Origin of the sequence: Tardiphaga sp. (genome assembly GCF_028290785.1) — a bacterium.
Lineage (GTDB): Bacteria > Pseudomonadota > Alphaproteobacteria > Rhizobiales > Xanthobacteraceae > Tardiphaga.
In genome coordinates this window covers 1-23278 of sequence record NZ_JAQGJD010000385.1, presented here as the reverse complement: position 1 = coordinate 23278, position 23278 = coordinate 1, and the positions used below count along the sequence as shown (strand labels likewise).

25 protein-coding genes, 1 tRNA gene and 1 pseudogene are annotated in these 23278 nt (G+C 64.7%); 10 read left to right on the top strand and 17 right to left on the bottom strand.

The window, feature by feature from the left end; genetic code table 11:
* Positions 1-16: 16 nt before the first annotated feature.
* Complete coding sequence (locus JWR89_RS24575) at positions 17-904, bottom strand: cation diffusion facilitator family transporter (RefSeq protein WP_299720810.1); 888 nt, start codon at positions 902-904, stop codon at positions 17-19.
* Positions 905-1363: 459 nt separating this feature from the next.
* Here JWR89_RS24575 and JWR89_RS24570 point away from each other — a divergent pair, with 459 nt between their 5' ends.
* Both JWR89_RS24570 and JWR89_RS24565 read left to right on the top strand, forming a co-directional pair.
* Complete coding sequence (locus tag JWR89_RS24570) at positions 1364-1996, top strand: L,D-transpeptidase (RefSeq protein ID WP_299720809.1); 633 nt, start codon at positions 1364-1366, stop codon at positions 1994-1996.
* A gap of 181 nt (positions 1997-2177) precedes the next feature.
* On the top strand, positions 2178-2384 hold the full coding sequence (locus JWR89_RS24565; RefSeq protein WP_299720808.1) for a hypothetical protein: 207 nt from the start codon (positions 2178-2180) through the stop codon (positions 2382-2384).
* 69 nt (positions 2385-2453) lie between these two features.
* Here the strand turns inward: JWR89_RS24565 and JWR89_RS24560 are convergent, their stop codons facing one another.
* The 4 genes from JWR89_RS24560 to JWR89_RS24545 all read right to left on the bottom strand — a co-directional run bounded on the left by JWR89_RS24560 (position 2454) and on the right by JWR89_RS24545 (position 5164).
* Entirely contained in the window at positions 2454-3134 is a 681-nt protein-coding gene (locus tag JWR89_RS24560) for a DsbA family protein (RefSeq protein WP_299720807.1), read from the bottom strand.
* Between the two features lie 35 nt (positions 3135-3169).
* Complete coding sequence (locus JWR89_RS24555; RefSeq protein WP_299720806.1) at positions 3170-3949, bottom strand: sulfite exporter TauE/SafE family protein; 780 nt, start codon at positions 3947-3949, stop codon at positions 3170-3172.
* Positions 3950-4055: 106 nt separating this feature from the next.
* A complete protein-coding gene (locus JWR89_RS24550; RefSeq protein ID WP_299720805.1) occupies positions 4056-4781 on the bottom strand; it encodes an LrgB family protein in 726 nt (241 codons plus the stop codon).
* Positions 4778-5164 (bottom strand): CidA/LrgA family protein, encoded by a 387-nt coding sequence (locus JWR89_RS24545; protein ID WP_299720804.1) that lies wholly within the window; start codon positions 5162-5164, stop codon positions 4778-4780. Before JWR89_RS24545 ends, JWR89_RS24550 begins: the two co-directional genes overlap by 4 nt.
* Before the next feature lie 146 nt (positions 5165-5310).
* On the opposite strand from JWR89_RS24545, the gene JWR89_RS24540 reads away from it, so the two are divergent.
* The 3 genes from JWR89_RS24540 to JWR89_RS24530 all read left to right on the top strand — a co-directional run bounded on the left by JWR89_RS24540 (position 5311) and on the right by JWR89_RS24530 (position 8861).
* Entirely contained in the window at positions 5311-5586 is a 276-nt protein-coding gene (locus tag JWR89_RS24540) for a FeoA family protein (protein WP_299720803.1), read from the top strand.
* Positions 5586-7469, top strand: coding sequence for a ferrous iron transporter B (locus JWR89_RS24535; protein ID WP_299720802.1), 1884 nt, complete (start codon positions 5586-5588; stop codon positions 7467-7469). Before JWR89_RS24540 ends, JWR89_RS24535 begins: the two co-directional genes overlap by 1 nt.
* 93 nt (positions 7470-7562) lie before the next feature.
* Positions 7563-8861, top strand: coding sequence for a sorbosone dehydrogenase family protein (locus JWR89_RS24530; protein WP_299720801.1), 1299 nt, complete (start codon positions 7563-7565; stop codon positions 8859-8861).
* Between the two features lie 55 nt (positions 8862-8916).
* Here JWR89_RS24530 and JWR89_RS24525 read toward each other — a convergent pair whose 3' ends face one another.
* Positions 8917-9723 carry an NAD-dependent protein deacetylase gene (locus tag JWR89_RS24525; RefSeq protein ID WP_299720819.1) on the bottom strand — a complete coding sequence of 269 codons (807 nt, stop codon included), beginning with the start codon at positions 9721-9723 and terminating at the stop codon, positions 8917-8919.
* A gap of 187 nt (positions 9724-9910) precedes the next feature.
* On the bottom strand, positions 9911-10393 hold the full coding sequence (locus JWR89_RS24520; protein WP_299720800.1) for a hypothetical protein: 483 nt from the start codon (positions 10391-10393) through the stop codon (positions 9911-9913).
* A gap of 190 nt (positions 10394-10583) precedes the next feature.
* Between JWR89_RS24520 and JWR89_RS24515 the strand changes: the two genes are divergently transcribed.
* Positions 10584-10853, top strand: a complete 270-nt coding sequence (locus JWR89_RS24515) for a PsiF family protein (RefSeq protein ID WP_299720818.1) — start codon at positions 10584-10586, stop codon at positions 10851-10853.
* Positions 10854-10990: 137 nt separating this feature from the next.
* Positions 10991-12055, top strand: a complete 1065-nt coding sequence (locus JWR89_RS24510; RefSeq protein ID WP_299720799.1) for an AbrB family transcriptional regulator — start codon at positions 10991-10993, stop codon at positions 12053-12055.
* Here JWR89_RS24510 and JWR89_RS24505 read toward each other — a convergent pair.
* The gene (locus JWR89_RS24505; protein WP_299720798.1) at positions 12052-12594 is read right to left on the bottom strand and encodes a disulfide bond formation protein B; all 543 of its coding nucleotides are present in this window, start codon (positions 12592-12594) and stop codon (positions 12052-12054) included. The two genes, JWR89_RS24510 and JWR89_RS24505, sit on opposite strands and share 4 nt — an antisense overlap.
* 166 nt (positions 12595-12760) lie before the next feature.
* Between JWR89_RS24505 and JWR89_RS24500 the strand changes: the two genes are divergently transcribed.
* Positions 12761-12845 (top strand) — tRNA-Leu (locus tag JWR89_RS24500).
* Positions 12846-12858: 13 nt separating this feature from the next.
* On the opposite strand, the gene JWR89_RS24495 is transcribed toward JWR89_RS24500, so the two are convergent.
* Entirely contained in the window at positions 12859-13011 is a 153-nt protein-coding gene (locus tag JWR89_RS24495) for a hypothetical protein (protein ID WP_299720797.1), read from the bottom strand.
* A gap of 60 nt (positions 13012-13071) precedes the next feature.
* Here JWR89_RS24495 and JWR89_RS24490 point away from each other — a divergent pair, with 60 nt between their 5' ends.
* Positions 13072-14553 (top strand): hypothetical protein, encoded by a 1482-nt coding sequence (locus tag JWR89_RS24490; protein WP_299720796.1) that lies wholly within the window; start codon positions 13072-13074, stop codon positions 14551-14553.
* A 118-nt stretch (positions 14554-14671) separates the two neighbouring features.
* On the top strand, positions 14672-15685 hold the full coding sequence (locus JWR89_RS24485; protein WP_299720795.1) for an LLM class flavin-dependent oxidoreductase: 1014 nt from the start codon (positions 14672-14674) through the stop codon (positions 15683-15685).
* Between the two features lie 24 nt (positions 15686-15709).
* Here the strand turns inward: JWR89_RS24485 and JWR89_RS24480 are convergent, their stop codons facing one another.
* From JWR89_RS24480 to JWR89_RS24445, 8 genes and pseudogenes are all read right to left on the bottom strand, one after another.
* Entirely contained in the window at positions 15710-16375 is a 666-nt protein-coding gene (locus JWR89_RS24480) for a hypothetical protein (RefSeq protein ID WP_299720794.1), read from the bottom strand.
* A gap of 101 nt (positions 16376-16476) precedes the next feature.
* Positions 16477-16725, bottom strand: coding sequence for a hypothetical protein (locus JWR89_RS24475; RefSeq protein WP_299720793.1), 249 nt, complete (start codon positions 16723-16725; stop codon positions 16477-16479).
* Positions 16726-16856: 131 nt separating this feature from the next.
* Positions 16857-18914, bottom strand: a complete 2058-nt coding sequence (locus JWR89_RS24470) for a hybrid sensor histidine kinase/response regulator (protein ID WP_299720792.1) — start codon at positions 18912-18914, stop codon at positions 16857-16859.
* A complete protein-coding gene (locus JWR89_RS24465; RefSeq protein WP_299720791.1) occupies positions 18911-20407 on the bottom strand; it encodes an ATPase domain-containing protein in 1497 nt (498 codons plus the stop codon). The genes JWR89_RS24470 and JWR89_RS24465 overlap by 4 nt, the downstream gene beginning before the upstream one ends.
* Before the next feature lie 87 nt (positions 20408-20494).
* A complete protein-coding gene (locus JWR89_RS24460; protein WP_299720790.1) occupies positions 20495-21265 on the bottom strand; it encodes a thioesterase family protein in 771 nt (256 codons plus the stop codon).
* A gap of 110 nt (positions 21266-21375) precedes the next feature.
* Positions 21376-22344: a nitronate monooxygenase family protein gene (locus JWR89_RS24455; RefSeq protein ID WP_299720789.1), complete on the bottom strand. Its 969-nt coding sequence runs from the start codon at positions 22342-22344 to the stop codon at positions 21376-21378.
* Positions 22345-22488: 144 nt separating this feature from the next.
* The gene (locus JWR89_RS24450; RefSeq protein ID WP_299720788.1) at positions 22489-23052 is read right to left on the bottom strand and encodes a hypothetical protein; all 564 of its coding nucleotides are present in this window, start codon (positions 23050-23052) and stop codon (positions 22489-22491) included.
* Positions 23053-23110: 58 nt separating this feature from the next.
* Positions 23111-23278: pseudogene (locus JWR89_RS24445) on the bottom strand (DedA family protein); the annotation flags it as partial.

The following is a 23278-nucleotide window of genomic DNA, read 5'->3' as shown; positions in this document are numbered from 1 at the left end:
CCGCGCCGCGACGTGCTTAAAGCACCACGATGCCGGAATGTTTGGCCTTGTCGTCGGGTTCGACATGGATGGTGATCAGCGCCTCGCCAATTTCCTCGCGAATTGCCCCTTCCAGATTGTCGCAAATCTGATGCGCGGCACTGACGGTGGTTGAGCCTGCGACCACCAGGTGGAAATCGATAAAGGTCATGCGGCCGGCCCGGCGGGTGCGCAGGTCGTGCGCCTCGATGGCGCCGGCGGACTGCGTCGAGATGATCTTCTTGATGGCGACCAGCGTCGCCGGCGGAATCGCCTCGTCCATCAGCCCACTCAGCGACTCCCTCATCAGGCCCCAGCCGGCCCACAGGATATTCAGCGCCACCAGGGCGGCGAGAATCGGGTCGAGGATCGGGATGTTGAGCAGCGCGGCGACGCCGACGCCACCAAGCACGCCGATCGACGACACCACGTCGGTCAGCAGATGCCGGCCGTCGGCGACCAGCGCCGGCGAGCGCAACTGGCGACCGCGATGGATCAGCGCCCAGGCCCAGCCGGCATTGAGCACCGTCGCCAGCCCGTTGACGGCAAGCCCGAGCCACGGCGCATCCAACGCGCGCGGCGCCAGATAGCTGGCATAGGCCTCGCGCAGAATCAGAATCGCGGCCAGCACGATCAGCACGCCTTCCAGGACCGCGGAAAAATACTCCGCCTTGTGGTGTCCGTAGGGATGCTCCTCGTCGGCGGGCTTGGCACTCAGGCTGACGGCGAGCAACGCCACCACGGCCGTCACCACATTGACGATGCTTTCAATCGCATCGGACAGCAGTGCGACGCTGCCGGTGAGGTGATAGGCCACGTACTTCAGGCCGAGGACGGCGAAGCCCACGACGATGCTGCCTTGCGCCAGACTGCGAACGCTTGTCATCTTGCATGCTCATTGAGTGACGCGGCCAGCGCGGCTGTGTGCTCTAATATGCAAGCGTCAGCGATGCAAGCATCGTGCGCCCAGCTGCAACTGCGTCGCATTACAGAGGCCGACCTGCCGCGCAGACACCAAGATCATCGCGGTATCCATCGCGACGATCGAAAATCCGATCGCCTCCGAAAGCACAGCAGGCGAGCGAAACGGCGGTGGACCGTTTTGGCACGCATCAGCCTGCAACCACATCCTGAACGGGCAGACCTGTGGCCAGATCACAACAGCCCGGCGTAAACCGCCGCATTGGCGTCCGCTGACACGAATGTCACTTCATTAAACCCGCCGCAGGCCCCAAGCGATGCATGGATCGGTCGTCTCTTCCGGGCGACTCGCATGCAGAGGCAACAGGGAATTTCGATGACGGGTTTTGGCGGATCACGCGGGCTGCGCTTGTTGGCGCTTTTGATGTTGCCTGCGTTGCTGGCGGGATGCGCCGGCGGCAACGGCGCGCTGGCGCCGATGGGCTTTGCGAGCGGCGCTTCCGCCAGTTACGCCGAACTGACCGACGGCGGCCATACGGTTCCCGCGATCGACCTCACCGATATCGACCCGCAGATGCTGCGCCAGGTCGTCGATTACCGCACCAGGGAGCCCGCCGGCACCGTCGTGGTCGATACGGCTGCCCGGCACCTCTATCTCGTGCAGGGCAACGGCAAGGCCATGCGCTACGGAATCGGCGTCGGCAAGGCGGGCCTCGCTTTCGCCGGCAATGCCACCATCAACCGCAAGGCGGAATGGCCGCACTGGAGCCCGACCGAGAACATGATGAACCGCGAACCGGCGCGCTATCGCAAGATGGCCGGCGGCATGAACGGCGGCATCGACAACCCGCTCGGCCCGCGTGCGATGTATCTCTACCAGGGTGACCGCGACACCATGTTCCGGATCCACGGCACCACCGAGCCGGAAACCATCGGCCATGCCGTCTCCAGCGGCTGCATCCGGCTGATGAACCAGGACGTCATCGACCTCTACGGCCGCGTCAAGACCGGCAGCCGCGTGGTGGTGATCCAGGGCGGCCGCGCCGCCGATTCCTGAACGCGTTTTTCGGTTGAACGGGGCGGGCATTCGCATGGCCCGCCCCGTTTTGTTCATCTATTGCCCCGTCGCGACAGCGGGTCCGCGAAGCCGATGCGCTGAACATCTCCTTGGCTGAAGATGGTGGAGTGGAACCATTCTTCCACGGCCGGCGTTGTTCGGGCTCATTGGAGAATTTGCCATGCGGATGTTTGTTGGAATGATCTTGGGTGCGCTGATGCTGACCTTGGGCGTCTACATCTACGATTCGATGTCGACATCGTCGGTCGCCAACGGCCAAGTCGCCCAAGAACGCCGGACCATCGTCAACTGGGACGTCGCCGCCACCGAATGGAGCGCGCTGAAGACTCGTACCCAGAAGGACTGGATCAAGCTGACCGAGAAATAACGCGATCTACAGATCGATGCTGAAAAGCCCGCGTCGCACGACGCGGGCTTTTTGTATGCTTCTCGCGCGCTACTTCTTCGCACTGGCCTTGCGGGCATCGGCGATGGCCTGGCCGAACTGCTCCTTGTTGAGCGGCCCAGGGACCCGGAACTTGCCGATGATGAAGGCCGGGGTGCCTTTGAATCCGAACGCAGAGGCCTGCTCATCGGTGCGCTTCAGCGTCGTTGCGATGGCTTCCTGATGGTTCTGCAGGTCGGCGACGGCACGATCGACATCGATACCGGCCGTGGCCAGCCGCTCGCGAACGATGGATTCGGTGAGCCTTGAATCGAGACCGATCAGCGCGGCGTGGGCCTCGACGAACTTGCCCTGATACTTTGTCGCCATTGCCAGCCGCGAGGCATAGACCGACACCGGGCCGAGGATCGGCCAGTCCTTAAGCGCCAGGCGAACCTTACCGTCGCTCTTCACCGCCGCATCTAGATCCGGCGCCAGTTTGCGGCAATACGGGCACTGGTAGTCGAAATACTCGACGATGGTGATGTCGCCTTTGGCATTGCCGGCGACCGGAATATCGGGATCGCGCAACACCGCGGCTTCGTTGAGGACGTCTTCCTCCTTGGCGGCGCCGGGCGCAGCCCGCGACATGCCACTGGCGCCCAGCAGCATGACGCCACCAAGCAGGCCGAGCGCACCGCGCCGCGAAGTGACGTGCGGCGCCGTTCGTTTCGGATCGATAATGGCGCCCATAAAGAAACTCCCGACGACGCCCGGTGCGCCAACGCTTATGTGACGTAGATATTACGCGCCAACATATAAAGCGCCACCACGATAATGATAGCCGCAAACACGGTGTTCAGCGCGCCTCGGCGCAGCGCCAGATGCCGCGCCGAGCCGGTGCCGGCCAGGCCGCCGACGATGCCGCCGAGGATGAAAACCACCGCGAGCTGCCAGGAGATCAGCCCTGACCACGCATAGCTTGTCGCGGTGGTGAGGCCGAAAGCGGTAACTGCCACCAGCGATGACGAGATCGCGCTCATGATCGACATTCCCGTCGCCAGCATCAGAGCCGGTACGATGAGGAAGCCGCCGCCGATGCCGAAGAAGCCAGACAGTGTGCCGGTGACCAGGCCGAGTGCCAGCAGCGATGGCGTGTTGCTCCAGCTGATCTCGACCCGCGGGACGCCGGCCTGCGAACGCGTCTTCAACATCAGCAAGGCGATCACCAGCATCAGCAGCGCGAACAGCACCAAGAGGTTGTTGCCGTCCACCATCTTGCCCAGCGTCGAGCCGCCCAGCGCCCCGGCGATGCCCGCCGCGGCGAATACCAGCGCGCAAGACCAGTGCACTTGGCCGCCGCGGGCGTGGTTGCCGAGATTCACCGCCGCATTGGTGGCCACCGCGATGGCGCTGGTGCCGATCGCCACATGGGCATCGGGCACGCCGACCACATAGACCATCAGCGGCACCGCCAGGATCGAGCCGCCGCCGCCGACCAGGCCGAGCGAAAACCCGACCAGCACGCCCGATGCCAGCCCCAAGGCGCCTTGCATCACGGTGATCATGAAAGGATGATTCTCGATTTCATCGGCGCGAGCCTAGCGGCAAATTTTTCGAGGCTCCATGGCGGCTGCATCACAAGTGCGGTGGGTATCGCGCAGGATTGCGTGATCATCCGCGCACCAGCAGCGTGACCGCGAGCGGAACCAGTAGCGACGTCACCAGCGCATTCAGGCTCATGGCGATGCCGGCGAACACGCCGGCGACCGCATCGACCTGGAAGGCGCGGGCGGTGCCGATGCCATGCGACGCCAGCCCGACCGCAAATCCGCGGGCGCGGTAGTCGGTGATCCCCATCCGGTTCATCAGCGGCGTGACGATGATGGCGCCCATGATGCCGGTCAGGACTACGGCGACCGCGGTGAGCGAAGCGTCGGCGCCGAGCGATTCGCTGATGCCCATGGCGACGCCTGCGGTGACCGATTTCGGCGCCAGCGACAATACCAGACCGTGCGGCAGGCCGAAGGCCTGCGCCAGCAGCACCACCGACACGATGGCGGCGGCGCAGCCGACCACCAGCGCCACCAGCATTGGCACGATCGCCGCGGCCACGATCTTGCGGTTCTCATATAGCGGCACCGCCAGCGCCACCGTGGCCGGTCCCAACAGGAAGTGCACGAACTGCGCCCCGCCAAAATAGGTGGTGTAGGAAGTGCCGGTCAGCAGCAGGAAAGCGGCGATGATCCACATGGAGTGAAACACCGGATTGGCGAACGGGTGGCGGCCGGTCGCCAGCGACAGCGCATCGACGGTAGCATAGACCAACAGAGTCACCGTCAACCACAACAGCGGCGTCTGCGACAGGTACACCCACAGCGAAAACGGATTGGGTGTCATGGCGTGGCCCGCTTGCGCGCCATCAGCCGGCCGACGACGAGGAACGTCGCCACCGTCGCCAGCAGCGTGATCACGACGGAGATCGCCAGCACGGCGGCGATGACCAGTCCATGTTCGGCGAGCAGATCGAGCTTTTGCACGACGCCAACGCCAGCCGGGACGAACAGCAGCGACAGATGGGCGAGCAGCCCCTTGGCGCCGGCCTCGACGCCGCCTCCTCGCAGTGGCCCAAGCGCCAGAAATGCAAAGCGGTCGCGCGCCAGCAACAGGACCACCAGCAGCAGCATGCCGACCACCGGTCCGGGCACCGGCAGCGCGAAGCCGCGTACAAATATCTCGCCGGCCAGTTGGCACAGCAGAATCAAACTCAGGCTGGCGATCATGCGGTCCCCACGGGCATTTGGAGTTTATGGCCCGCGGCGTTTGCGATGTCATTAACTCCCGCTCTGTCGGGAACGTATTTTTACAATCGTTCTAAGGAGGCCTTGTTCGCTTGACCAAACCGGCGGCGCTTGGAAGAAGCGTGGCCATGGACATCCCGGTTTCCAATCCCGCCACCCAGCTTCTTGGCAACGCGCCCCGCGGCTTTTGCGGGACCATTCGCGGCCTCGACGTTCAGGCCGGCGGATCGTCGCTGTCGGCCATCGAGCTCGAGAGCCAGTTGATCGAAATGGGCTTTGTCGAAGGCGCCCGAGTCGAGATTCTGCACGAAGGCGCGATCCGCCGCGACCCCATTGCCGTGCGCGTCGACAACATCACCATCGCGCTGCGGCGTCGCGAAGCGATGGCAGTCGTCGTATTCTGATGACCGCAGCCGCGCTCGATCCCCGCTCCATCCATCTTGCGCTGGTCGGCGCCCCCAACAGCGGCAAGACCTCGCTGTTCAACGCGCTGACGGGCAGCCGCCAGAAGGTCGCCAACTACCCGGGCGTCACCGTCGAGCGCAAGGCCGGCGCCTTCGTCACGCCGACCGGCCGGCAGATCTCGCTGGTCGATCTTCCCGGCACCTATTCGCTGCGCGGCCGCAGCCCGGACGAAGAAATCACCCGCGACGTGGTGCTCGGCAAATTTCCCGGCGAGGCGCTGCCCGACCTGGTGTTGTGCGTCGCCGATTCCACCAATCTTCGGCTCACCTTCCGGCTGGTGCTCGAACTGAAGCGTACCGGCCGACCGCTGATGGTGGTATTGAACATGTTCGACATCGCCCAGCGTCGCGGCGTGACCGTGGATCTCGAGGCGCTGTCGGGGGCCCTCGGCGTACCCGTGGTCACCTCGATCGCGGTGCGCAAGGGCGGCACCGCCGAACTGATCCGGCTCACCGAGGAATTCGCGGCGCGCGCCCAGGAGCCGACCACCGGCAATACATGGGCGCCACTCAGCATTGCGGAGTTGAAAGCTTTGCAGCGCGAAGCCGACAAGATCATCCGCGACACCGTGACGATGCCGAGCAAGCCGGATTCGTTGACCACGCGGGTCGATGCCGTCGTTCTGCACCCGGTCGCCGGGCTGCTGATCCTGGCGCTGATCCTGTTCGTGATGTTCCAGGCGGTGTTCAGCTGGGCTCAGCCGATGATGGAGTTCCTAGCGGGCAGCTTCGCCGCGCTCGGCACGCTGGTACACGACACCCTGCCCGACGGGCTGCTGCAGAGCTTCCTGCAGAACGGCGTGATCTCCGGCGTCGGCAGCGTGCTGGTGTTCCTGCCGCAGATCGTCATCATCTTCCTGTTCATCCTGCTGCTGGAAGATTTCGGCTACATGGCGCGCGCGGCATTCCTGATGGACCGCATCATGGGCGGCGCAGGCCTCCACGGCCGCGCTTTCATCCCGCTGCTGTCGAGCTTTGCCTGTGCGATTCCCGGCATCATGGCGACACGGGTGATCGATAACCGTCGCGACCGCCTGACCACTATCCTGATCGCGCCACTGATGACCTGCTCGGCGCGGATTCCGGTCTATACGCTGATCATCTCCGCCTTCATTCCGTCGAAGGAGGTCTGGGGCTGGATCAACCTGCAGGGGCTGGTGATGTTCGGGCTCTACGCCGCCGGCATCGGCAGCGCGCTTGCGGCATCCTTTGTCATCAAGTTCTTCATGTGGCGCGACTACCAGCCCGCGCCCTTCATGCTGGAATTGCCGGACTACAAGCTGCCACGGGTGCGCAGCATCACCATCGGCGTCTATACACGCGCCAAAATGTTCCTGCACCGCGCCGGCACCACCATCCTGTCGATGATGGTGCTGATCTGGTTCCTGGCCTCGTTCCCGCAGCCGCCGGCCGGCGCCGAAGGCCCTGCGATCAATTACAGCCTCGCGGCGATGATCGGGCACTTTCTCGAGCCGGCACTGGCCCCGCTCGGCTTCAACTGGCAAATCGCCGTGGCGCTGATTCCCGGCATGGCCGCGCGCGAAGTCGCGGTGGCAGCCCTCGGCACCGTCTATGCGATCGAAGGCGGCAAGGAGGCGGCCGACCAGATCGGCCAGGTGCTCGCCGACAAATGGAGCCTCGCCACCGCTTTGTCGCTGCTGGCCTGGTTCATCTTCGCCCCGCAATGCGCCTCGACGCTGGCGGTGATCCGCCGCGAGACCGGCAGCGCGAAGTGGATGATCGTGACCTTCGTCTACATGTTCGCGCTGGCCTATGTGGCGAGCCTGATCACCTACAACGTCGCTCGGGCGTTCGGGGCGTAGGCGGTCAAGGGGCCCGTGCCGCCGGCATCGGCGACGAGGTGTTAACGCACCCCGACGTCGGATAGGGTGCGCGGCATCAACAAGGGGAATCACATGAACTTGTCCGGCATTTTCGCGCGACTGGTCGCGCTGATCGGGGCTGTCGCGCTGCAATGGCGTCGGTTGCAGGGCGTCGCGCCGCAGCCCGCCTGGGGCAGCGCGCCGCAGGTCCCGACGGCGAAGCCGCAAGGCGCCATCCCGACCCTCAAGATGCCGACGGCCAGGGGGTGGGACCCCGGACAGAAACCGGTGGTGGCCGCAGGTCTCAAGGTCAACGCTTTTGCGACCGGCCTGAAACATCCCCGCTGGATCCATGCGCTGCCCAACGGCGACATTCTGGTGGCCGAAGCGTCGCAAATCGCCGGCCCGGTCCGCAACGTGTTCGGCTACGCGATGCAGGCGACCATGCGGCGTGCCGCCGCCCTCGGCGAAAGCGCAAACCGCATCACGCTGTTGCGCGATCGGGATGGCGACGGTGTCGCCGAAGTCAGCCAGATTTTCATGGAGGGACTGAACCAGCCGTTCGGCATGGCGCTGCTGGGCGAGACATTCTATGTCGGCAACGTCGACGGCGTGGTGGCCTTCCCTTACGTCGAAGGTGCGGACCGCATCACGGCGCCGGGGCGGAAGCTTACCGACTTCAAGTCCGGCGGGCACTGGACGCGGAGCCTGCTGCCGAGCCCCGACGGCCAGAAACTGTTCGTCGGCGTGGGATCGCTGACCAACATCGCCGAATACGGCATGGAGCTTGAGGAAGGTCGCGCGGCCGTCTACGAACTCGATCTGGCCAGCGGCCACAGCCGCATCTTTGCCGGCGGCTTGCGCAATCCGGTGGGCCTGGCATGGGAGCCGCAGACCGGCGAACTCTGGACCGTGGTCAACGAACGGGACGGCCTGGGCGACGAGACACCGCCTGACTATCTGACCTCGGTCCGAGAAGGCGGGTTCTACGGCTGGCCGTATTGCTACTGGGGACAGACGGTCGACGACCGCGTCCCGCAGGATGCCACCGCGATCGCCAAGGCCATCACGCCGGACTACGCGCTGGGCGGGCACACCGCGTCGCTCGGTCTGTGCTGGCTGCCGGCCGGTACGCTGCCGGGCTTCCCGGACGGCATGGTGATCGGCCAGCACGGGTCCTGGAATCGCAGCACGCTGAGCGGCTACAAGGTCGTCTTCATACCCTTCGTGAACGGGCGCCCGTCCGGGCCGCCGCGGGATATTCTGAGCGGCTTCCTCGCCCCGGACGAGAAGGCATCCTACGGACGGCCGGTCGGGGTCACCCTCTGCCCCGATGGCTCGCTGCTCGTGGCGGACGATGTCGGCGATGTGATCTGGCGCGTCACTGGCTAAGGAGCCCGAGCAAATCCGTTCATCGAGCGCCGGCTCTTAAAGCCGGCGCCGATGGTTACAGCAAAAACGCCAGCGCCGTCTCGCAGCGGTCTTCGACCTTGATGGTGAGCACCTCGTCGGCGCGGGTACGGCCCATGTTGATCGCCGCGATGGGCAGGCTGACACGGGCCGCCGCCTGCACGAATCGGAAGCCGGAATAGACCATCAGCGACGAGCCCACGATCAGCATGGCGTCGGCGCGCTCCAGGTGCTCGAGCGCGGTACCGACGAGGTCGCGCGGCACGGTTTCGCCGAAGAACACCACGTCCGGCTTCAGGATGCCGCCACAGTGCGTGCAACCCGGTATCTCGAATGACGAAAAATCGTCGCGTTCGAGATCGGCATCGCCGTCCGGCGCATCGGTGGCGTCCAAAGCGAGCCAGCCGGAATTCAACCGGCCCATGGCGTGCTGCAGTTCGTCGCGCGGAATTCTCCGTTCACATCCCATGCAGCGGACCAGGTCGAGCCTCCCGTGAAGGTCGATCACCCCCGTGCTGCCGGCTTCCTGATGCAGCCGGTCAACGTTCTGCGTCAGGAGAACCTCGCATTTGCCGATCTCTTCCAGCCGCGCCAAGGCGCGGTGAGCGTCGTTCGGTTGAGCGCTTCCAAATCGCTGCCAACCGATCAGGCTCCGCGCCCAATAGCGCTGGCGCGTCGCTCTCTCGCCCATGAAAGCCTGGAAAGTCACCGGCTGCGGGCGTTTCCAGTTTCCCAGGGCATCGCGATAATCGGGGATACCCGAATTCGTACTGCAGCCGGCGCCGGTCAGGACGAAGAGACGCTGGTGTGCATTGACGAATTCTTGAATCGCGCTGCTGTCCATCATGAGGCGAGTTTATGCCACGCGGACCAGTGTTGCCAACCGCGCATGCACTGGCCGGAATGAGCCGTTGCCGTCCGCTTGAGATCACTCTTCAAACGTCGCCCGTAACAGAAATGGTGAGCTGCCGATCGGAGACCGGCAGCAGCGGTGGCGACCAAAACCGTCATGGGGCTGGAAGCGTCTGGCGTCAGGCCGCCCCCTTCAGCTTCTTGTTGCACTCGCTGTAATAGCCGCCGCCCTTCTCGATCCACTTCATGCCGCCATTGCCGGTGCCGGACTTGTTGGCGTTGTACGTATCGACGCAGGTGTGCATGCGCGCCTTGCCGGGCGTCTCCTTGGCGTATTTCGGATCGATCGCCGTGGGGAAGGTCGCCGGCCCCGTCGCCACGGGTGCAGCGGGTGTTGCCGCAGGCTTAGGCGCTGCGGCAGGCTTGGCTTCGGCCGCTTTCGGCGCCGCCGTCGTGGCCGCCGCGGGCGTTGCCGCGGTGTCGGCGCCGCATTCGGCCTTGCGGAAGTCATTCCACTTCTGGCCGTTGAGCGTGCCCGCGGTCTGCGCCGCTTTGTACTTCGCACTGCATTCCGACATGGTCAGCGCGTTGGCCGGGCTGAAAACGAGCATTGCAAAACCGGACAGGGCCATCGCGCACAGCAGCTTGGGTTTGATAGTCATCTGTTTCTCCCTGGAAATGTTTGGGCCGAGGCGCAATATCCTAGCGCAGCGGCGACGCGGAGCAACGCCGCCGGCTGTTTCACCGCCAAATTAATGTGATCAGTGCGGCGGCGCACAGGGCGCTTCATTCACCTGCCGTTCAGCCCGCCGGCGTGACGGTGTGCGCTCTTCAACCCGAGGTGCTCCCATGATGAAATTTTCTTCCCGCGCGGCGATGGCCGCCATCGCCTCCTTGATGCTGATCGGCACCGCTTCCGCACAGGCCCCGGCGACCACGCCCGCGCCGACAACCAAATCGGCCCCCGCCGATACCAAAGCTCCCGCAACCGCGAAGACCGCCAAGCCGCGTACCGAGATTTCGCTGGAATGCTCCAAGCAGGCCGACGCCAAGGGCCTGCACGGCAAGGAACGGCACAAATTCCGCTCCGACTGCAAGAAGACCGGTGGCAAAGCAACCTGAGGACCGATCTCCCCAGGCGCAGCTTCACTGCGCCTGGGGAGCAACGGCCGTGCCACACACGGCTCGTCTGCGCGCACGGCATTTGTAGCCTTCGCTTGTATTTGCCATAAGGCGGGCTCACCGAGCCCCCCGCGCAAATGCCCTTCACGCTCCCCAGCCGATCGCAAATCCTGACTCCGCTGCAGACCCTCGCCATCGGAGCGTTCGGCGGCGCGCTGTTCTACTGGGCGGAATTGCCCGGCGGGCTGATTTCCGGCGCGATGATCGCGGTCGCGGTGTTCGGCGTTTCCGGCCGGCCGGTCGGGCTGCCCCAACCGCTGGCCCACGTGATCCTGATGACCCTCGGCCTGTCGCTGGGTGCGATGGTGTCACCGACGATGGTGAAGAATCTCAGCGCCTATCCGCTGACTATCGCGTTGCTGGCGGTGGCGACGTTCTGTTCGACCTTCGGCAGCAGCCTGTATTTGCAGCGCATGCACGGCTGGGACCGCACCTCGGCCCTGCTCGCCGGCAGCCCCGGCGCGCTGTCACAGATCATCATGCTGGCCACCGAGCGCAATGCCGACGTTCCGGGCATTGCCGTGGTGCAGATTTTTCGCGTCATCATCCTCACCGCCGCGGTGCCGCTGCTGCTCGCCGCCACCGGCCTGATGGGCCATGGCCCGCTGCCGTCGCGGGGGCCCGAGGCGACGCCGCTGGCGCTGGCCGAACTGGCCGCCGCGGCGGTGGCCGTTTCGCTGCTGATGCGCTGGATCAAGTTTCCGGCGAGCTGGATGTTCGGCGCCATGATGGCATCCTCGATCCTGCACGGCGCGGGCCTTGTTGAAGGCACGCTGCCGCAATGGGCCTATATCGTCGCGCTGGTCGGCATCGGCACCCTGATCGGCTCGCGCTTCGGCAAGATCAGCCCGCGCACCATCCTCGGCCACCTGGTCGCGGCGCTGGGTTCGTTCGCCGTGGCGATTGCGATCTCGTCGGTGTTCGTCACCGCCATCGCGCTGACCACGCAGGTCAAGCTGAGCGACGTGGTGGTAGCGTTCGCGCCGGGCGCCATGGATGCCATGCTGGCGCTCGCGCTGACCCTGCACATCGATCCGGTGTTCGTCGGCGCGCATCATCTGTCGCGCTTCATCTATGTCTCGATTGCCACGCCGGGCATCGTGCACCTGTTCGGCAAGGCGCAGGACGACATCGACGACTAACTGGATCGCGCGGTCCTGCGCATGCCCCACAGCGCCAGCGCGGCCATCAGCAGCGAGATCAGCACGTTGTAGCCGGCTAGCGAAATGCCGAGGAAACGAAACTGCACCTCGTCGCAGCGAATCACCTTCACCGTGTTGAGGCGATCCAGCAGGCTACCGGCGCTGCCGAGATTGCCGACCGGGCCGGTGCAATCGGTCGGTCCGGCCCAGAATCCCCATTCGACACCGGCGTGATAGCCGCCGAGGACGGCATTACCGAGCGCCGCCAGCGTCAGTAGCGCCAGCCCGCCGATGACGACGGCGCGCGGCGCGTCTTTCGCCGTGGCAACCGCCACCAGCGCTGCCAGCGGCACTGCGAGGTAATAGGCATAGCGTTGTTCGAGGCAGAGCGGACAGGGCTGAATGTCCAGCACCAGCTGGAAGAACCACGCCCCGGCCAGGGTCGCTGCGGCGACGAGGCCCACGGCGGAAGCGGCCAGCACGGCCGGGTTGGAAGCGCCGCGGGCTCGCGCGGGCTTGAAGGTGGCTTCGGCGGTCACGGCGCTCTCCGGGTTGCTACCCGCGTCCTATCCCGCGCTTCCGGCGCTGTCGAGCGACCCCCGATCACTATGGGGTGTGGTTTGGACCACGCGCTGGTTGACCCCCACTGAGCGCCCGCTATATTCCGCCCGCTTCGCGACCCCGGCCTCCGGCCAGTGTCCGAAGGCCCCTGTGGCGGAATTGGTAGACGCGCTCGACTCAAAATCGAGTTCCGCAAGGAGTGCTGGTTCGATTCCGGCCAGGGGCACCACGTTTCCCAGCCATCAACATGCGCGACGTCGCACGCCGACGAGACGGCGCCATTTCCATCCCGTCACGATTACGCGCGTCCACTGTCCGCGGCAAAAATCCTGCGCAAAACCGCTGGCATGGCTGGCCAAAGCCGCCTTGGATGCGGCAAGCAGGAAGAAGCCCATGACGTCTCCGGGGGCACCGCCGAGCCAACACAGCCGAAACAGCTCAAGCGAGATGAACCGATGACTCTCGTCAAAGAGCCAGTTGCCCTAGTCGGCGCGCCCACGCCGCTCGCCGGCCGAGGCCTGTTGGCGTTCGGGGCAGGTGCATTCGCCTATCTCTTTTTCTTCTTTGTCGGCGACAACCTGCTGAAGGATTCCGACAGCTTTTGGCAGATCAAAGTCGGGCAATGGATCCTGCAGAATTATTCGGTTCCGCATCTCGACCTGTATTCCTTCACCAGGTTTCACGCGTCGTGGATTTCCACGTCGTGGTTGTCGCAGGTTCTCTATGCCGCGGCGTTCGATCTGTGTGGATGGGCAGGTCCGGTGATCCTGGCCTCGCTCGCGATCGGCGCCGCCATCGCCCTTTTCATCATGTTCCTTTCCGCCCGGATCGATCCAGCCCGATGCTTCCTGGTGGCCATGTTCGTCACGCTGTTGTCCATGGATCATCTCATGGCGCGCCCGCATGTTCTGGCGATGCCGGTGATGGTGGCATGGGCAGCCGCCTTGATCGCCGCGGCCGACCGGCGCGCCCCGCCCTCGTTTCTTTGGCTGCCGGTCATGGCGCTGTGGGCCAATCTTCATGGTGGCTTCGTGCTGGGATTGGCGCTGGTGCCGGCTATTGCCCTGATAGCGATCTGGGAATCTGCCGCCGAGCAACGCTTCAACCTCGCGGTGCGGTGGGCAGCCTTCGCCGTGGCGGCACTGGCAGCGAGCTGCTGCACGCCCTATGGCTGGCGCACGTTGCAGGGCGCGTTCGGCATCCTCGATCTTGGCCGGCTGCTCATCGTCATATGGGAATGGCGGCCCGCGGACTTCAGCTCGTTCAGCGCGTTCGAAGCCGCGCTGCTGGGGCTTTACGGCCTGGCATTCTACCGCGGCATGGTGCTGTCGGCGCCGCGGATCATTCTGTTGCTAAGCCTGGTCCATGTCGGGCTGTCGCACGTCCGCAGCGTCGAAGTGTTCGCGTTTCTGTTGCCGATGGTTCTGGCCAGGCCGTTCGCCGAACAGATCGAGGCCAACGCCCGATCCGCTGGCGAAGCGACGCGGTTGCCTCGTTACATCAGGAAATGGGCGGTGCTGGCGGTTCTCGTTGTCACGGTGGCATCGACGGTTGTGTATTCGCGGCGCCATGAATTCTCGTTCGCGCAATCGCACTTCCCGGAGACGGCCGTCGATCTGCTCAAAAAGCGCGGATCGAAGCGCATCTTCAATGCCTATCAATTCGGCGGCTATCTGATCGCGATGGGCGTGCCCACTTTTATTGACGGCCGTGCCGAACTGTATGGCGAACAGTTTGTGCTGGACTATTTCGATGCGATCGAGGGCCGTAAAGTAGATGAACTGCTGCGGCTTCTCGACGGCTTTCAGATTGACGCCACCCTGCTCGCGCCGGCTTCCCCTGCCGCGCAGTTCCTCGACCATCTGAACGGCTGGCAGAGGCTCTATGCCGACGACATCGCCGTCATTCACATTCGCCGGGCGAACCTTGCTCCATGACGGCGAGGCGCCACGGGCTCGCCGCTGACGGCTGTCGGCGCAACGCCGCCGTGCGTTGGCACCGGTGGTAATCACCGATCGCCATTCCTAGATAGGGGCACTATCCAGGAGTTTGCCCATGACCGCGCTTTCGATCCTCGACCTCGTCCGCGTCACCGAAGAAACCGATGCGCGCGGTGCGCTCGACAATGCGCGCGACCTCGCGGCGCATGCCGAGAACTGGGGCTACCGCCGGTTCTGGGTCGCCGAGCATCACAACATGGCCGGCATCGCCAGCGCGGCGACCTCTTTGGTGGTGAGCCACATCGCGGCCGGCACCAAAACCATTCGCGTCGGCGCCGGCGGCATCATGCTGCCGAATCACGCGCCAATCATCATCGCCGAACAGTTCGGCACGCTGGCGCGGCTGTATCCCGGCCGCATCGATCTCGGGCTCGGCCGCGCGCCGGGTACCGACCAGATCACCGTCCGCGCGCTGCGTCGGACGTTGACAAGCTCCGACAATTTTCCGCAGGACGTGATGGAGCTGCAGGCGTTCTTCGCGCCCTCCGGGCCGAACCAGAACATCCAGGCGGTACCGGCCGCCGGCACCGACGTGCCGCTGTGGATCCTGGGCTCCAGCACCTATGGCGCGCAGCTCGCCGCCGCGTTGGGCCTGCCCTATGCCTTCGCTTCGCATTTCGCCCCGGAGGCCCTGCTGCAGGCGCTGCAAATCTACCGCGAGCGTTTCGAGCCGTCGGAGCAATCGACGACGCCGCACGCCATGGTCGGCGTCAACATCATCGCGGCCGATACGGACAAGGAAGCCAAGCGGCTGGCGACGACGCAGCAGATGTCGTTCACCAACATGTTCCGCGGCACCCGCGGCCTCAGCCAGCCGCCGATCGACGACATCGAAACCTATTGGTCAGGAGCCGAGAAGGCGCAGGCGATGCGGATGCTGGCGCGTTCGATCGTGGGATCGCCGGAGACCGTGCGCGCCGGCATCAGAGCGCTGGTCGCCGAGACCGGAGCGGATGAGCTGATGATCGTGTCGGATGTTTACGACCACGGCGCGCGGCTGCATTCGTATGAGCTGATCGCCAAGGCTCATGCAACGATCGATAGCGTGCCGGCGGTCGAGGTCGCCTGACGCCGCTCGCGGCGCGACGAGGCGTCAGATCGCCGAAGCCACCGACTCCAGCCCGATGATGCGGGCGAGCGAGCGGACCTCGCGCTTCTGGTCCTCGCGCAGCGTGAACAGCAGCGGCATCGCCGCAGACTTCAACTGCTGCACTTCGGCGCTTGCCGGATCGATCGGCGGGCTGCCGGCCTTCGGATTGGCCTGTTTGGTATCATGCATCTTGCGAGCCACGGCGCGCAGCGCGTCTTCCACCGCCGGCCATTGCTGCTGCTGCGAGACGGTGAGATTCAGCCGGCCCTTGATCGCGGCAATCTGCGCGTCGCTGAGCAGCGTATAATTCTTCTGCACGGGCGGCTTGGCGGCGAGCTTGGGCTTGCCGGGCGACTGCGATGGAATCTCGATCGGTGCCAGCACCGTGTTGCCCGGGCCGGCGACGGGGCTGTCGGAGGCAAACGCCCGCCGCAGAGGCTCGCTCAACGCAGCCGGCGGCGGCTCCAGAGAGGCCAGCAGGGCGCCCACCGGCAGCCTGTCCTTCTTGCCCTGCTTGTTGGAGACGGGACCGCGGGCCACTTCGATCGAATTTTGCGCCACAGCGTCGTATGGCGCGGTCGGCACGCTATCACGCCCGACGATGGCGGCCACGGATGCGCCCACTACCAGCAGGCATCCCAGCGCCAGAAGAGTGAGGGTGCGCGTCAAGCCAATCTCCGTGTCACCGACGAACTCAGCGTCCATCGTCCTTACAAATGGAGATTAATTAAGGCCTAACCATGCCTAGAGTTGCCCGGCATCTGCCTGGTTCAGGCGGCATGGGCCAGGACGTAGGCGTCCTGGATATCCGACACGATGTCGGAGGCTTCCCACAATGCATCGGGCGCGACCGACTGCATGCTGATGGTCCAGTTCGCGCCCTTGGCGGCGCGCGGCGTGCTGACGATCTCGAATTCGACTTGGCGGCACAACGGATGGCGTCCGAACGCCGCGGCGACGCGGGCCTTGATTTCCTCGATGGTCGCCGGCGTCTTGGCCAAATAGGTATCGAGGTCCATGGCGCATCCCCTGCTGCGGTCGAATCCTGCCCGTATTGTTGTTCCCGCGCCGGTTAACGATTGGTTAAGGGCGTTAACCTTTAAGGCAGGATAACCCGAAGATGCCCGGGCCCCGGACGCCAACCGCCGGATCACCCCAATAACTGATCGAGGCGGTCCCGCAGCTGCTCCTGGTGGTAGGGTTTTGCCAGCCGCGGCAGGTCGAGCTGCGCGCCTTCGGGCAGGTCGGCATAGCCGGTGGCGAGCAGGATCGGCAGCGACGGGCGAACTTCGCGCGAGGCGGCTGCGAGCTCCACGCCGGTCATGCCCGGCATCACGTGGTCGGTCATCATCAAGTCGAGCGGTTGCTCGCTGCGCAGGATATCCAGCGCGTGGCGGCCGGAACTGGCGCCGATGACACGATGGCCCAGGTCTTCCAGCATCTCGGTCGTGGACATGGCGATCAGCGGATCGTCATCGACGAACAGGATCACCGCCGAGCGCGCGGCCGGACGTGTCATGCCCGTGGCGCTGGTCGCCTCCGGCAAGTTGGTGGTTACGGGCACCACCAGCGTCGCCGTGGTGCCACGGCCGACGACGCTGGACAGTTCCAGCGTGCCGCCGAGTTGCACGGCGAGGCCGTGCACCATGGAGAGACCGAGCCCGGTGCCCTTGCCTACCGGCTTGGTCGAGAAGAACGGCTCGATTGCTTTCTTCAGGACCTCCGGCGACATGCCGCCGCCATCGTCGATCACCGACACTTTCAGATAGTCGCCAGGATCGAGGTTCGGATCGCCGGGCCCGACCCGGTGTTCGGCAATCCTGATGTCGATCGATCCGCCATCCTGCATCGCGTCGCGTGCGTTGATGGCGAGATTGAGAATGGCGAGTTCGAGCTGGTTGGCGTCGATACGCGCCGGCGGCAGGCCGACCGGAATGTCGAGCCGCAGCGCCACGCGCGGGCCCAGCGAGCGCTCCAGCAGATCGATCATGCCGCGCACCAGCCCGCCGAGATCGACGGCCACCGCCTTGAGGTCCTGCTGCCGCGCGAAGGCCAGCAACCGCTGCGTCAGCGATGCGCCGCGCTCGGCGCCCTGCAAGGCGCCGTCGATCAGCCGATGCAGCCGCGGATCGTCGGGGATGCGCTTGCGCAGCAATTCGAGATTGCCCATCACGGCCATCAGCAGATTGTTGAAATCGTGCGCGACGCCGCCGGTGAGCTGGCCGATGGTTTCCATCTTCTGCGCCTGGCGCAACTGTTCCTGGGCGCGCTCGCGGGCCGCGACCTCCTTCATCAGATCGGCGGTGCGTTCATCGACGCGCTGTTCCAGGGTAGCGGTAAGCTCCGCCAGCGCGGTTCGTTCCGCCGTCAGTTGCTCCAGCAGCGTATCGCGATCGATATCCGAGGTTTTCCGCGCGGTAATATCGACGCAAACGCCGACCAGCGACCGAATCTTTCCGTCGGGGCTTCGGACGATGCGGGCGCGGGTCTCGACCCAGTGCACCGAACCATCCGGCCAGATGTTGCGATACTCAACATTGTAGTCGGTGCCGTGTTGTAACGTTGAATCCAGCACCTCCTGGCGGCGCTCGCGATCGTCGGGGTGAACTGAAGCCTGCAGGTCATCGAAGGTGAAGGGCTGATCCGGGCTGCGGCCAAAAAACGATTTGCAGGTATCCGACAGCTCGAGTTCGAGGCTTGGCAGATGCAGCTCCAGCGCGCCAAGACGACCGGCATTCAGCGCGGTCTGCAGCAGGCCTTCGCTCTCGCTGAGGTTTTCGAGGATGGCGCGGGTCTGGTACTGCCGGCGACGGCCGCGCACCGCCGAGCCCACCACCGAGATCAGCGTGGTGGGATGAAACGGCCGCTCGATGAAAGTGACGTTGCCGAGCAGCCGTCCGAGCCGCGCCGCATCCGGGTTGCGCTCGGGACCGCCGCCCTGGTGGGTCAGCAGCACGATGGGAAAATCGGACCATGACGGCTGGTCGTGCAGCCATTTGGCGAGACCGCGCAGATCGACCGTCTTGATGGCTTCGTCGGCGATCACGGCAACGCCGGCGCCGCCCTCGATCTCGTGCTGCAATGCTGCAAAGTCCGGGCAGGCCTGCGCATAGTAGCCCGCTTCACGTATCAACGCTTCGGCGACCGCGGCGTCGCGTCCATGGGGCGCGAGAATGACCGCACGTTCGGAGGATAGGCCGGGTTTCACGTCGCCCGCCCGTCCAGAAGCGGGCTGGCGCCGTTGTAGATCGGCACCCCGCGCAACACGCCCTGGAACTCCGTCAATGGCGCGCCGATGGTCAGGCCGCGACCGTCGATGCGATATTCGCGGATGGTGTCTTCGTGATTTCCCGTGCGTTTCTTAATGACGGACATCGCGCGGCGCACGCTGCCACGCGCCTCGAAGTAGCGCAGCAGGATGACGGTGTCAGCAAGATAGGTGACATCGATCGGAGACTTCATGTCGCCGACCAGCCCGTGTTGCGCCACCGTCATGAAGGTCGCGGCACCGCGCCGGTTGAGATACTGCAGCAGCTCGTGCATGTGGAGAATAAGCGAATTCTCCTCCGGCATTGCGGCCTGATAGCCGTTGAGACTATCGATCACCACGGTCTTGATATCGTGCTCGTCGACCTGCCTGCGAACGCGATGGGCGAATTCGCCGGGCGACAATTCCGCCGCATCGACCTGTTCGACCAGCAGCTTGCCATTGCGCTGCGCGCCGACGAGGTCGATGCCGAGACCCTTCATCCGGTTGAACAGCAGACCGAGTTCTTCGTCGAACACGAACATGGCGGCTTTCTCGCCGCGTTCAATGGCGGCCACCACGTTGACAATGGCGAGCAGCGACTTGCCGGTGCCGGCAGGGCCCAACACCAGCGTGCTCGAACCGGTCTCGATGCCGCCGCCGAGCAGTTTGTCGAGTTCAGCGACCCCTGACGATTGCGTCGTGCGCACCAAATTGCTGCGATATTCCGAGGCGACCAGCCGCGGAAACACGTTGAGCCCACCTTCGGTGATGGTGGCATCGTGATAGCCACCGCGGAATTTGACACCGCGGTATTTGATGACACGGGCACGGCGGCGTTCGGCACCATAGGCGGGCGCCAACTCTTCCAGCCGCAGTACGCCATGGGCAACGCTATGTACGGTCTTGTCGGCCACCTCAGCGGTGAGGTCGTCGAGCAGCATCACCGTGGTCCCAAACCTGGCGAAGTAGTGCTTGATGGCGAGTATTTGCCGGCGGTAGCGCAGCGAGCTCTGCGCCAGCAGTCGAATTTCCGAAAGGCTATCCAGCACGACGCGGGCCGGCTGCGCCCTTTCGACGGCCTCGAAAATCTGTTTGGTGGTCTCGCCTAGCTCAAGGTCGGAGGAATACAGCAGGCTCTGCTGCTGGTCCTCATCCAGAAGACTTTCTGGCGGCAGCAGTTCGAATACCTCGATGCCTTCGCCCAACGTCCAGCCGTGCGAGGACGCGCCATCGCGCAGCTCCTTTTCAGTTTCGGACAGGGTGATGTAAAGACCCTTCTCCCCCGCGCGAGCGCCTTCGAGCAGAAATTGCAGCGCGATGGTGGTCTTTCCAGTGCCGGGCGCGCCCTCCACCAAAAAGATATGGCCTCGGGAGAACCCCCCGGAAAGAATACTATCCAGACCCCAAATTCCGGTCCGGGCTTTATCTGATCGTGCTGATAGCGAACTCATACGGCCCCCTGACGGGCGATAACCTCCATGGTATCAACTGGTTCCAGCAGCCCGGATGATTTTGCGATGTCCGGAAGCGCACTCAGCTCACCGCTTTTCGATCACCAGGCTTTGCACCGCGCGCCCGAAATAACCGTGGATGTCGGCGAGCTTCGAAGCGGCAATGCCGGTGCCGTCGGGACCGATCCAGCTTTCGGAATCCAGCAGGATCCAATCACCGACCGGCGGCCGCGCCAGGCTGACCGTGAGGTCGGCATTCAGGAACGTCCAATGGTCGAACGAAAGCATCGCCGAAGTGCCGTTGCTGAAATCGGCAGCCACCACCGCGCGCATCACCTGTGAGGTCGCGGCGCCTTCGACGAACGGCCGGTCGAGCCGGTACCAGATCGCGCCCGGGCCGGATGTCATCAACCCACCACGCACCACGCAGGTCGAAAGGCCGCTCATGAAGGCGTTGCCGGTCCTGCGGACAAGCGGCCGTCCGTTGTCCGGCCCGGGCAGTTCGAGCGGCGGATCGACGATCTCAGGCGGCAGCGACTGCGGTTCGCTGCGGATTTTCAGGACAGTAGCGCGGGCAACCACGACGCCATTAGCCAGCAATGTGATGCCGCAGAGCTGGATCTTGCGGCCCTCGCGCAGCACCTCGGTCGTGAACGTCAGCTCCGCCACCGGCACCGGCCGCAGCAGATCGACGGTGACACGCACCACCTGCATCGGACTCGCGGTCGGCATCTGCTCGGCGAGATACGTCACCAGCGCGGAGGGAGCGGAGCCGTGCTGCATGGTCGCGTTCCACGGTCCAGCGGCATGTGGCGTGGTGATGACGTGATCACCGTCAATGCGGTAGATGAAGTCCATAAGGCGTCGTTGACTTTCTTTTCTTACTTATCGCGTACTTCCTTCTCCCCCGCACGAAGCGAAGCTTCGCTAGGTGAAGAGGAGAAGCAAGAAGAGTGCGCGTCGGCTTCCTACAATCCCGGATCGATGGCGCCGTCGTATTCCTTCTTGAAGCGCGCGACGAGTTCGGCCACCGGCACCACCTTGGGGATGCTGCCGACGCCCTGGCCGCTGCCCCAGATTTCCTTCCAGGCCTTCGGCTTGGCGCGCTCGCCCGAGGCGTCGGTGCCGAAGTTCATCTTGGTCGGATCGGACTCCGGCAGGTTGTCGGGATCCATGCCGGCCGCGACGATGGAGGGCTTGAGGTAGTTGCCGTGCACGCCGGTGAAAAGGTTCGAATACACGATGTCTTCCGCCGTCGAACTCGCAATCATGTCCTTGTAGCCGGGCACGGCGTTGGCCTCGGTGGTGGCGATGAAGGCCGAACCGACATAGGCAAAGTCGGCGCCCAGCGTGCGCGCGGCGCGGATGGCGCGACCGTTACCGATGGCGCCGGACAGCGCGACAGGACCATCGAACCACTGCCGGGTCTCCGCGACGAAAGCGAATGGCGAAATCTCGCCCGCATGGCCACCGGCGCCGGCTGACACCAGGATCAGGCCATCGGCGCCTTTCTCGATCGCCTTGTGGGCGAAGCGCTGGTTGATGACGTCGTGAAACACGATGCCGCCCCAGGCATGCGCGGCCTGGTTCAGCTCTTCGCGGGCGCCGAGCGAGGTGATCATCATCGGCACCTTGTGCTTCTCACAAAGCGCCATGTCCTGATCGAGCCGGTTGTTGGACTTGTGCACGATCTGGTTGACCGCGAACGGCGCCGAGAGGCGGTCCGGATGCGCCTTGTCGTGGGCGGCGAGCTCTTCCTTGATCCGCACCAGCCATTCGTCGAGCAGTGCCGCCGGCCGCGCGTTCAGCGCCGGAAACGATCCGACGATACCGGCCTTGCACTGCGCGATGACCAGATCGGGCACCGAGATAATGAACAGCGGCGCGCCGATCACCGGGATCGACAGGCGGTTCTTGAACAAGGCCGGCATGGACATGGCAATTCCTCTGCATCTTTTCTTCTGGCGATGGCGTCTTTGCGCCGGCCGTTGGGCGGGCGGACGATGCCAGAAGCCAAGGCCGGATGGCAATTGCGGCGCGCAAGAAAACACCCGCCTGAGAGGACTGCCTGAAAAAGCGGCTTACTGGCAGAGCGCCTGGGTGACGTAATTCTCGGTCTTGCAGTCGCCCTCTTCCAGCTTGCGGCCGGGGATCATCGCCTTCGCCGAACAGCTTTGCGCCGCGTCGGTGTCGAGGCTCTTGCCTTCCTTGAAGCCCTTGCTCTGGCACAGCCGGTCTGAGGCGGTCTTGCAGTCCGGCGCCCCATTGGCGGCGCGCGGACAGGCCACACGGCCTTTGACGATGGTGTTGAGCCGGGTCAAGCCGTCCGTGCTTTCGCCGAAACTCTTGAAGGACGGTAGCGCCGGCAGCTTCAGGGGCGAATCCTGGAACAGTTTGCCGATTTCATTGATCAGGCCCGGATTTTCTGCCGGGGGCGCGGCGGGCGGCGCCGGTGGCACGACGGGAGCGGGCGCAGGCGCAGGCGTTTCCGCGGCCGGAGCCACTTGGATAATGATCGATTTTTGCGCCGGCGGAGCCGCCTGCGACCAGGCAGACGCGATAGCCACGGCAAGGATCAGCGTCACCAGCACGGCGATGAGGAAGGCCCGGGCGGTCGCGGCGATCGGATTCGTCAACTCAGACATGAGTCGAAACGTACCCCGGCACCCGCGCCGGGGGAAGCGCCCCAAGCCAGAACCCGGCCTAGAACATGCGGACGGCGATGATGATGCCGAGCAGCAGCATGCCAACGGCAAGCCCGACCCAGAGTCCCAGCCGCTTCTCGATGGTCTCGCGGATCCATACGCCATACCGGTTGAGCAGGATCGCGACGATGAAGAAGCGGCCACCGCGGGCGATCAGCGACAGCCC

Excerpts from the sequence above, each read along its gene's own strand:
- JWR89_RS24560 (WP_299720807.1), bottom strand. The coding sequence starts at position 3,134 with ATGGGCGCCATTATCGATCCGAAACGAACGGCGCCGCACGTCACTTCG.
- JWR89_RS24570 (WP_299720809.1), top strand. The coding sequence starts at position 1,364 with ATGTTGCCTGCGTTGCTGGCGGGATGCGCCGGCGGCAACGGCGCGCTG.
- JWR89_RS24450 (WP_299720788.1), bottom strand. The coding sequence starts at position 23,052 with ATGTCTGAGTTGACGAATCCGATCGCCGCGACCGCCCGGGCCTTCCTC.
- JWR89_RS24565 (WP_299720808.1), top strand. The coding sequence starts at position 2,178 with ATGCGGATGTTTGTTGGAATGATCTTGGGTGCGCTGATGCTGACCTTG.
- JWR89_RS24525 (WP_299720819.1), bottom strand. The coding sequence starts at position 9,723 with ATGGACAGCAGCGCGATTCAAGAATTCGTCAATGCACACCAGCGTCTC.
- JWR89_RS24455 (WP_299720789.1), bottom strand. The coding sequence starts at position 22,344 with ATGTCCATGCCGGCCTTGTTCAAGAACCGCCTGTCGATCCCGGTGATC.
- JWR89_RS24520 (WP_299720800.1), bottom strand. The coding sequence starts at position 10,393 with ATGACTATCAAACCCAAGCTGCTGTGCGCGATGGCCCTGTCCGGTTTT.
- JWR89_RS24545 (WP_299720804.1), bottom strand. The coding sequence starts at position 5,164 with ATGATCGCCAGCCTGAGTTTGATTCTGCTGTGCCAACTGGCCGGCGAG.
- JWR89_RS24550 (WP_299720805.1), bottom strand. The coding sequence starts at position 4,781 with ATGACACCCAATCCGTTTTCGCTGTGGGTGTACCTGTCGCAGACGCCG.
- JWR89_RS24490 (WP_299720796.1), top strand. The coding sequence starts at position 13,072 with ATGACTCTCGTCAAAGAGCCAGTTGCCCTAGTCGGCGCGCCCACGCCG.
- JWR89_RS24495 (WP_299720797.1), bottom strand. The coding sequence starts at position 13,011 with ATGGGCTTCTTCCTGCTTGCCGCATCCAAGGCGGCTTTGGCCAGCCAT.
- JWR89_RS24540 (WP_299720803.1), top strand. The coding sequence starts at position 5,311 with ATGGACATCCCGGTTTCCAATCCCGCCACCCAGCTTCTTGGCAACGCG.
- JWR89_RS24475 (WP_299720793.1), bottom strand. The coding sequence starts at position 16,725 with ATGGACCTCGATACCTATTTGGCCAAGACGCCGGCGACCATCGAGGAA.
- JWR89_RS24485 (WP_299720795.1), top strand. The coding sequence starts at position 14,672 with ATGACCGCGCTTTCGATCCTCGACCTCGTCCGCGTCACCGAAGAAACC.
- JWR89_RS24460 (WP_299720790.1), bottom strand. The coding sequence starts at position 21,265 with ATGGACTTCATCTACCGCATTGACGGTGATCACGTCATCACCACGCCA.
- JWR89_RS24465 (WP_299720791.1), bottom strand. The coding sequence starts at position 20,407 with ATGAGTTCGCTATCAGCACGATCAGATAAAGCCCGGACCGGAATTTGG.
- JWR89_RS24575 (WP_299720810.1), bottom strand. The coding sequence starts at position 904 with ATGACAAGCGTTCGCAGTCTGGCGCAAGGCAGCATCGTCGTGGGCTTC.
- JWR89_RS24535 (WP_299720802.1), top strand. The coding sequence starts at position 5,586 with ATGACCGCAGCCGCGCTCGATCCCCGCTCCATCCATCTTGCGCTGGTC.
- JWR89_RS24510 (WP_299720799.1), top strand. The coding sequence starts at position 10,991 with ATGCCCTTCACGCTCCCCAGCCGATCGCAAATCCTGACTCCGCTGCAG.
- JWR89_RS24530 (WP_299720801.1), top strand. The coding sequence starts at position 7,563 with ATGAACTTGTCCGGCATTTTCGCGCGACTGGTCGCGCTGATCGGGGCT.
- JWR89_RS24515 (WP_299720818.1), top strand. The coding sequence starts at position 10,584 with ATGAAATTTTCTTCCCGCGCGGCGATGGCCGCCATCGCCTCCTTGATG.
- JWR89_RS24555 (WP_299720806.1), bottom strand. The coding sequence starts at position 3,949 with ATGATCACCGTGATGCAAGGCGCCTTGGGGCTGGCATCGGGCGTGCTG.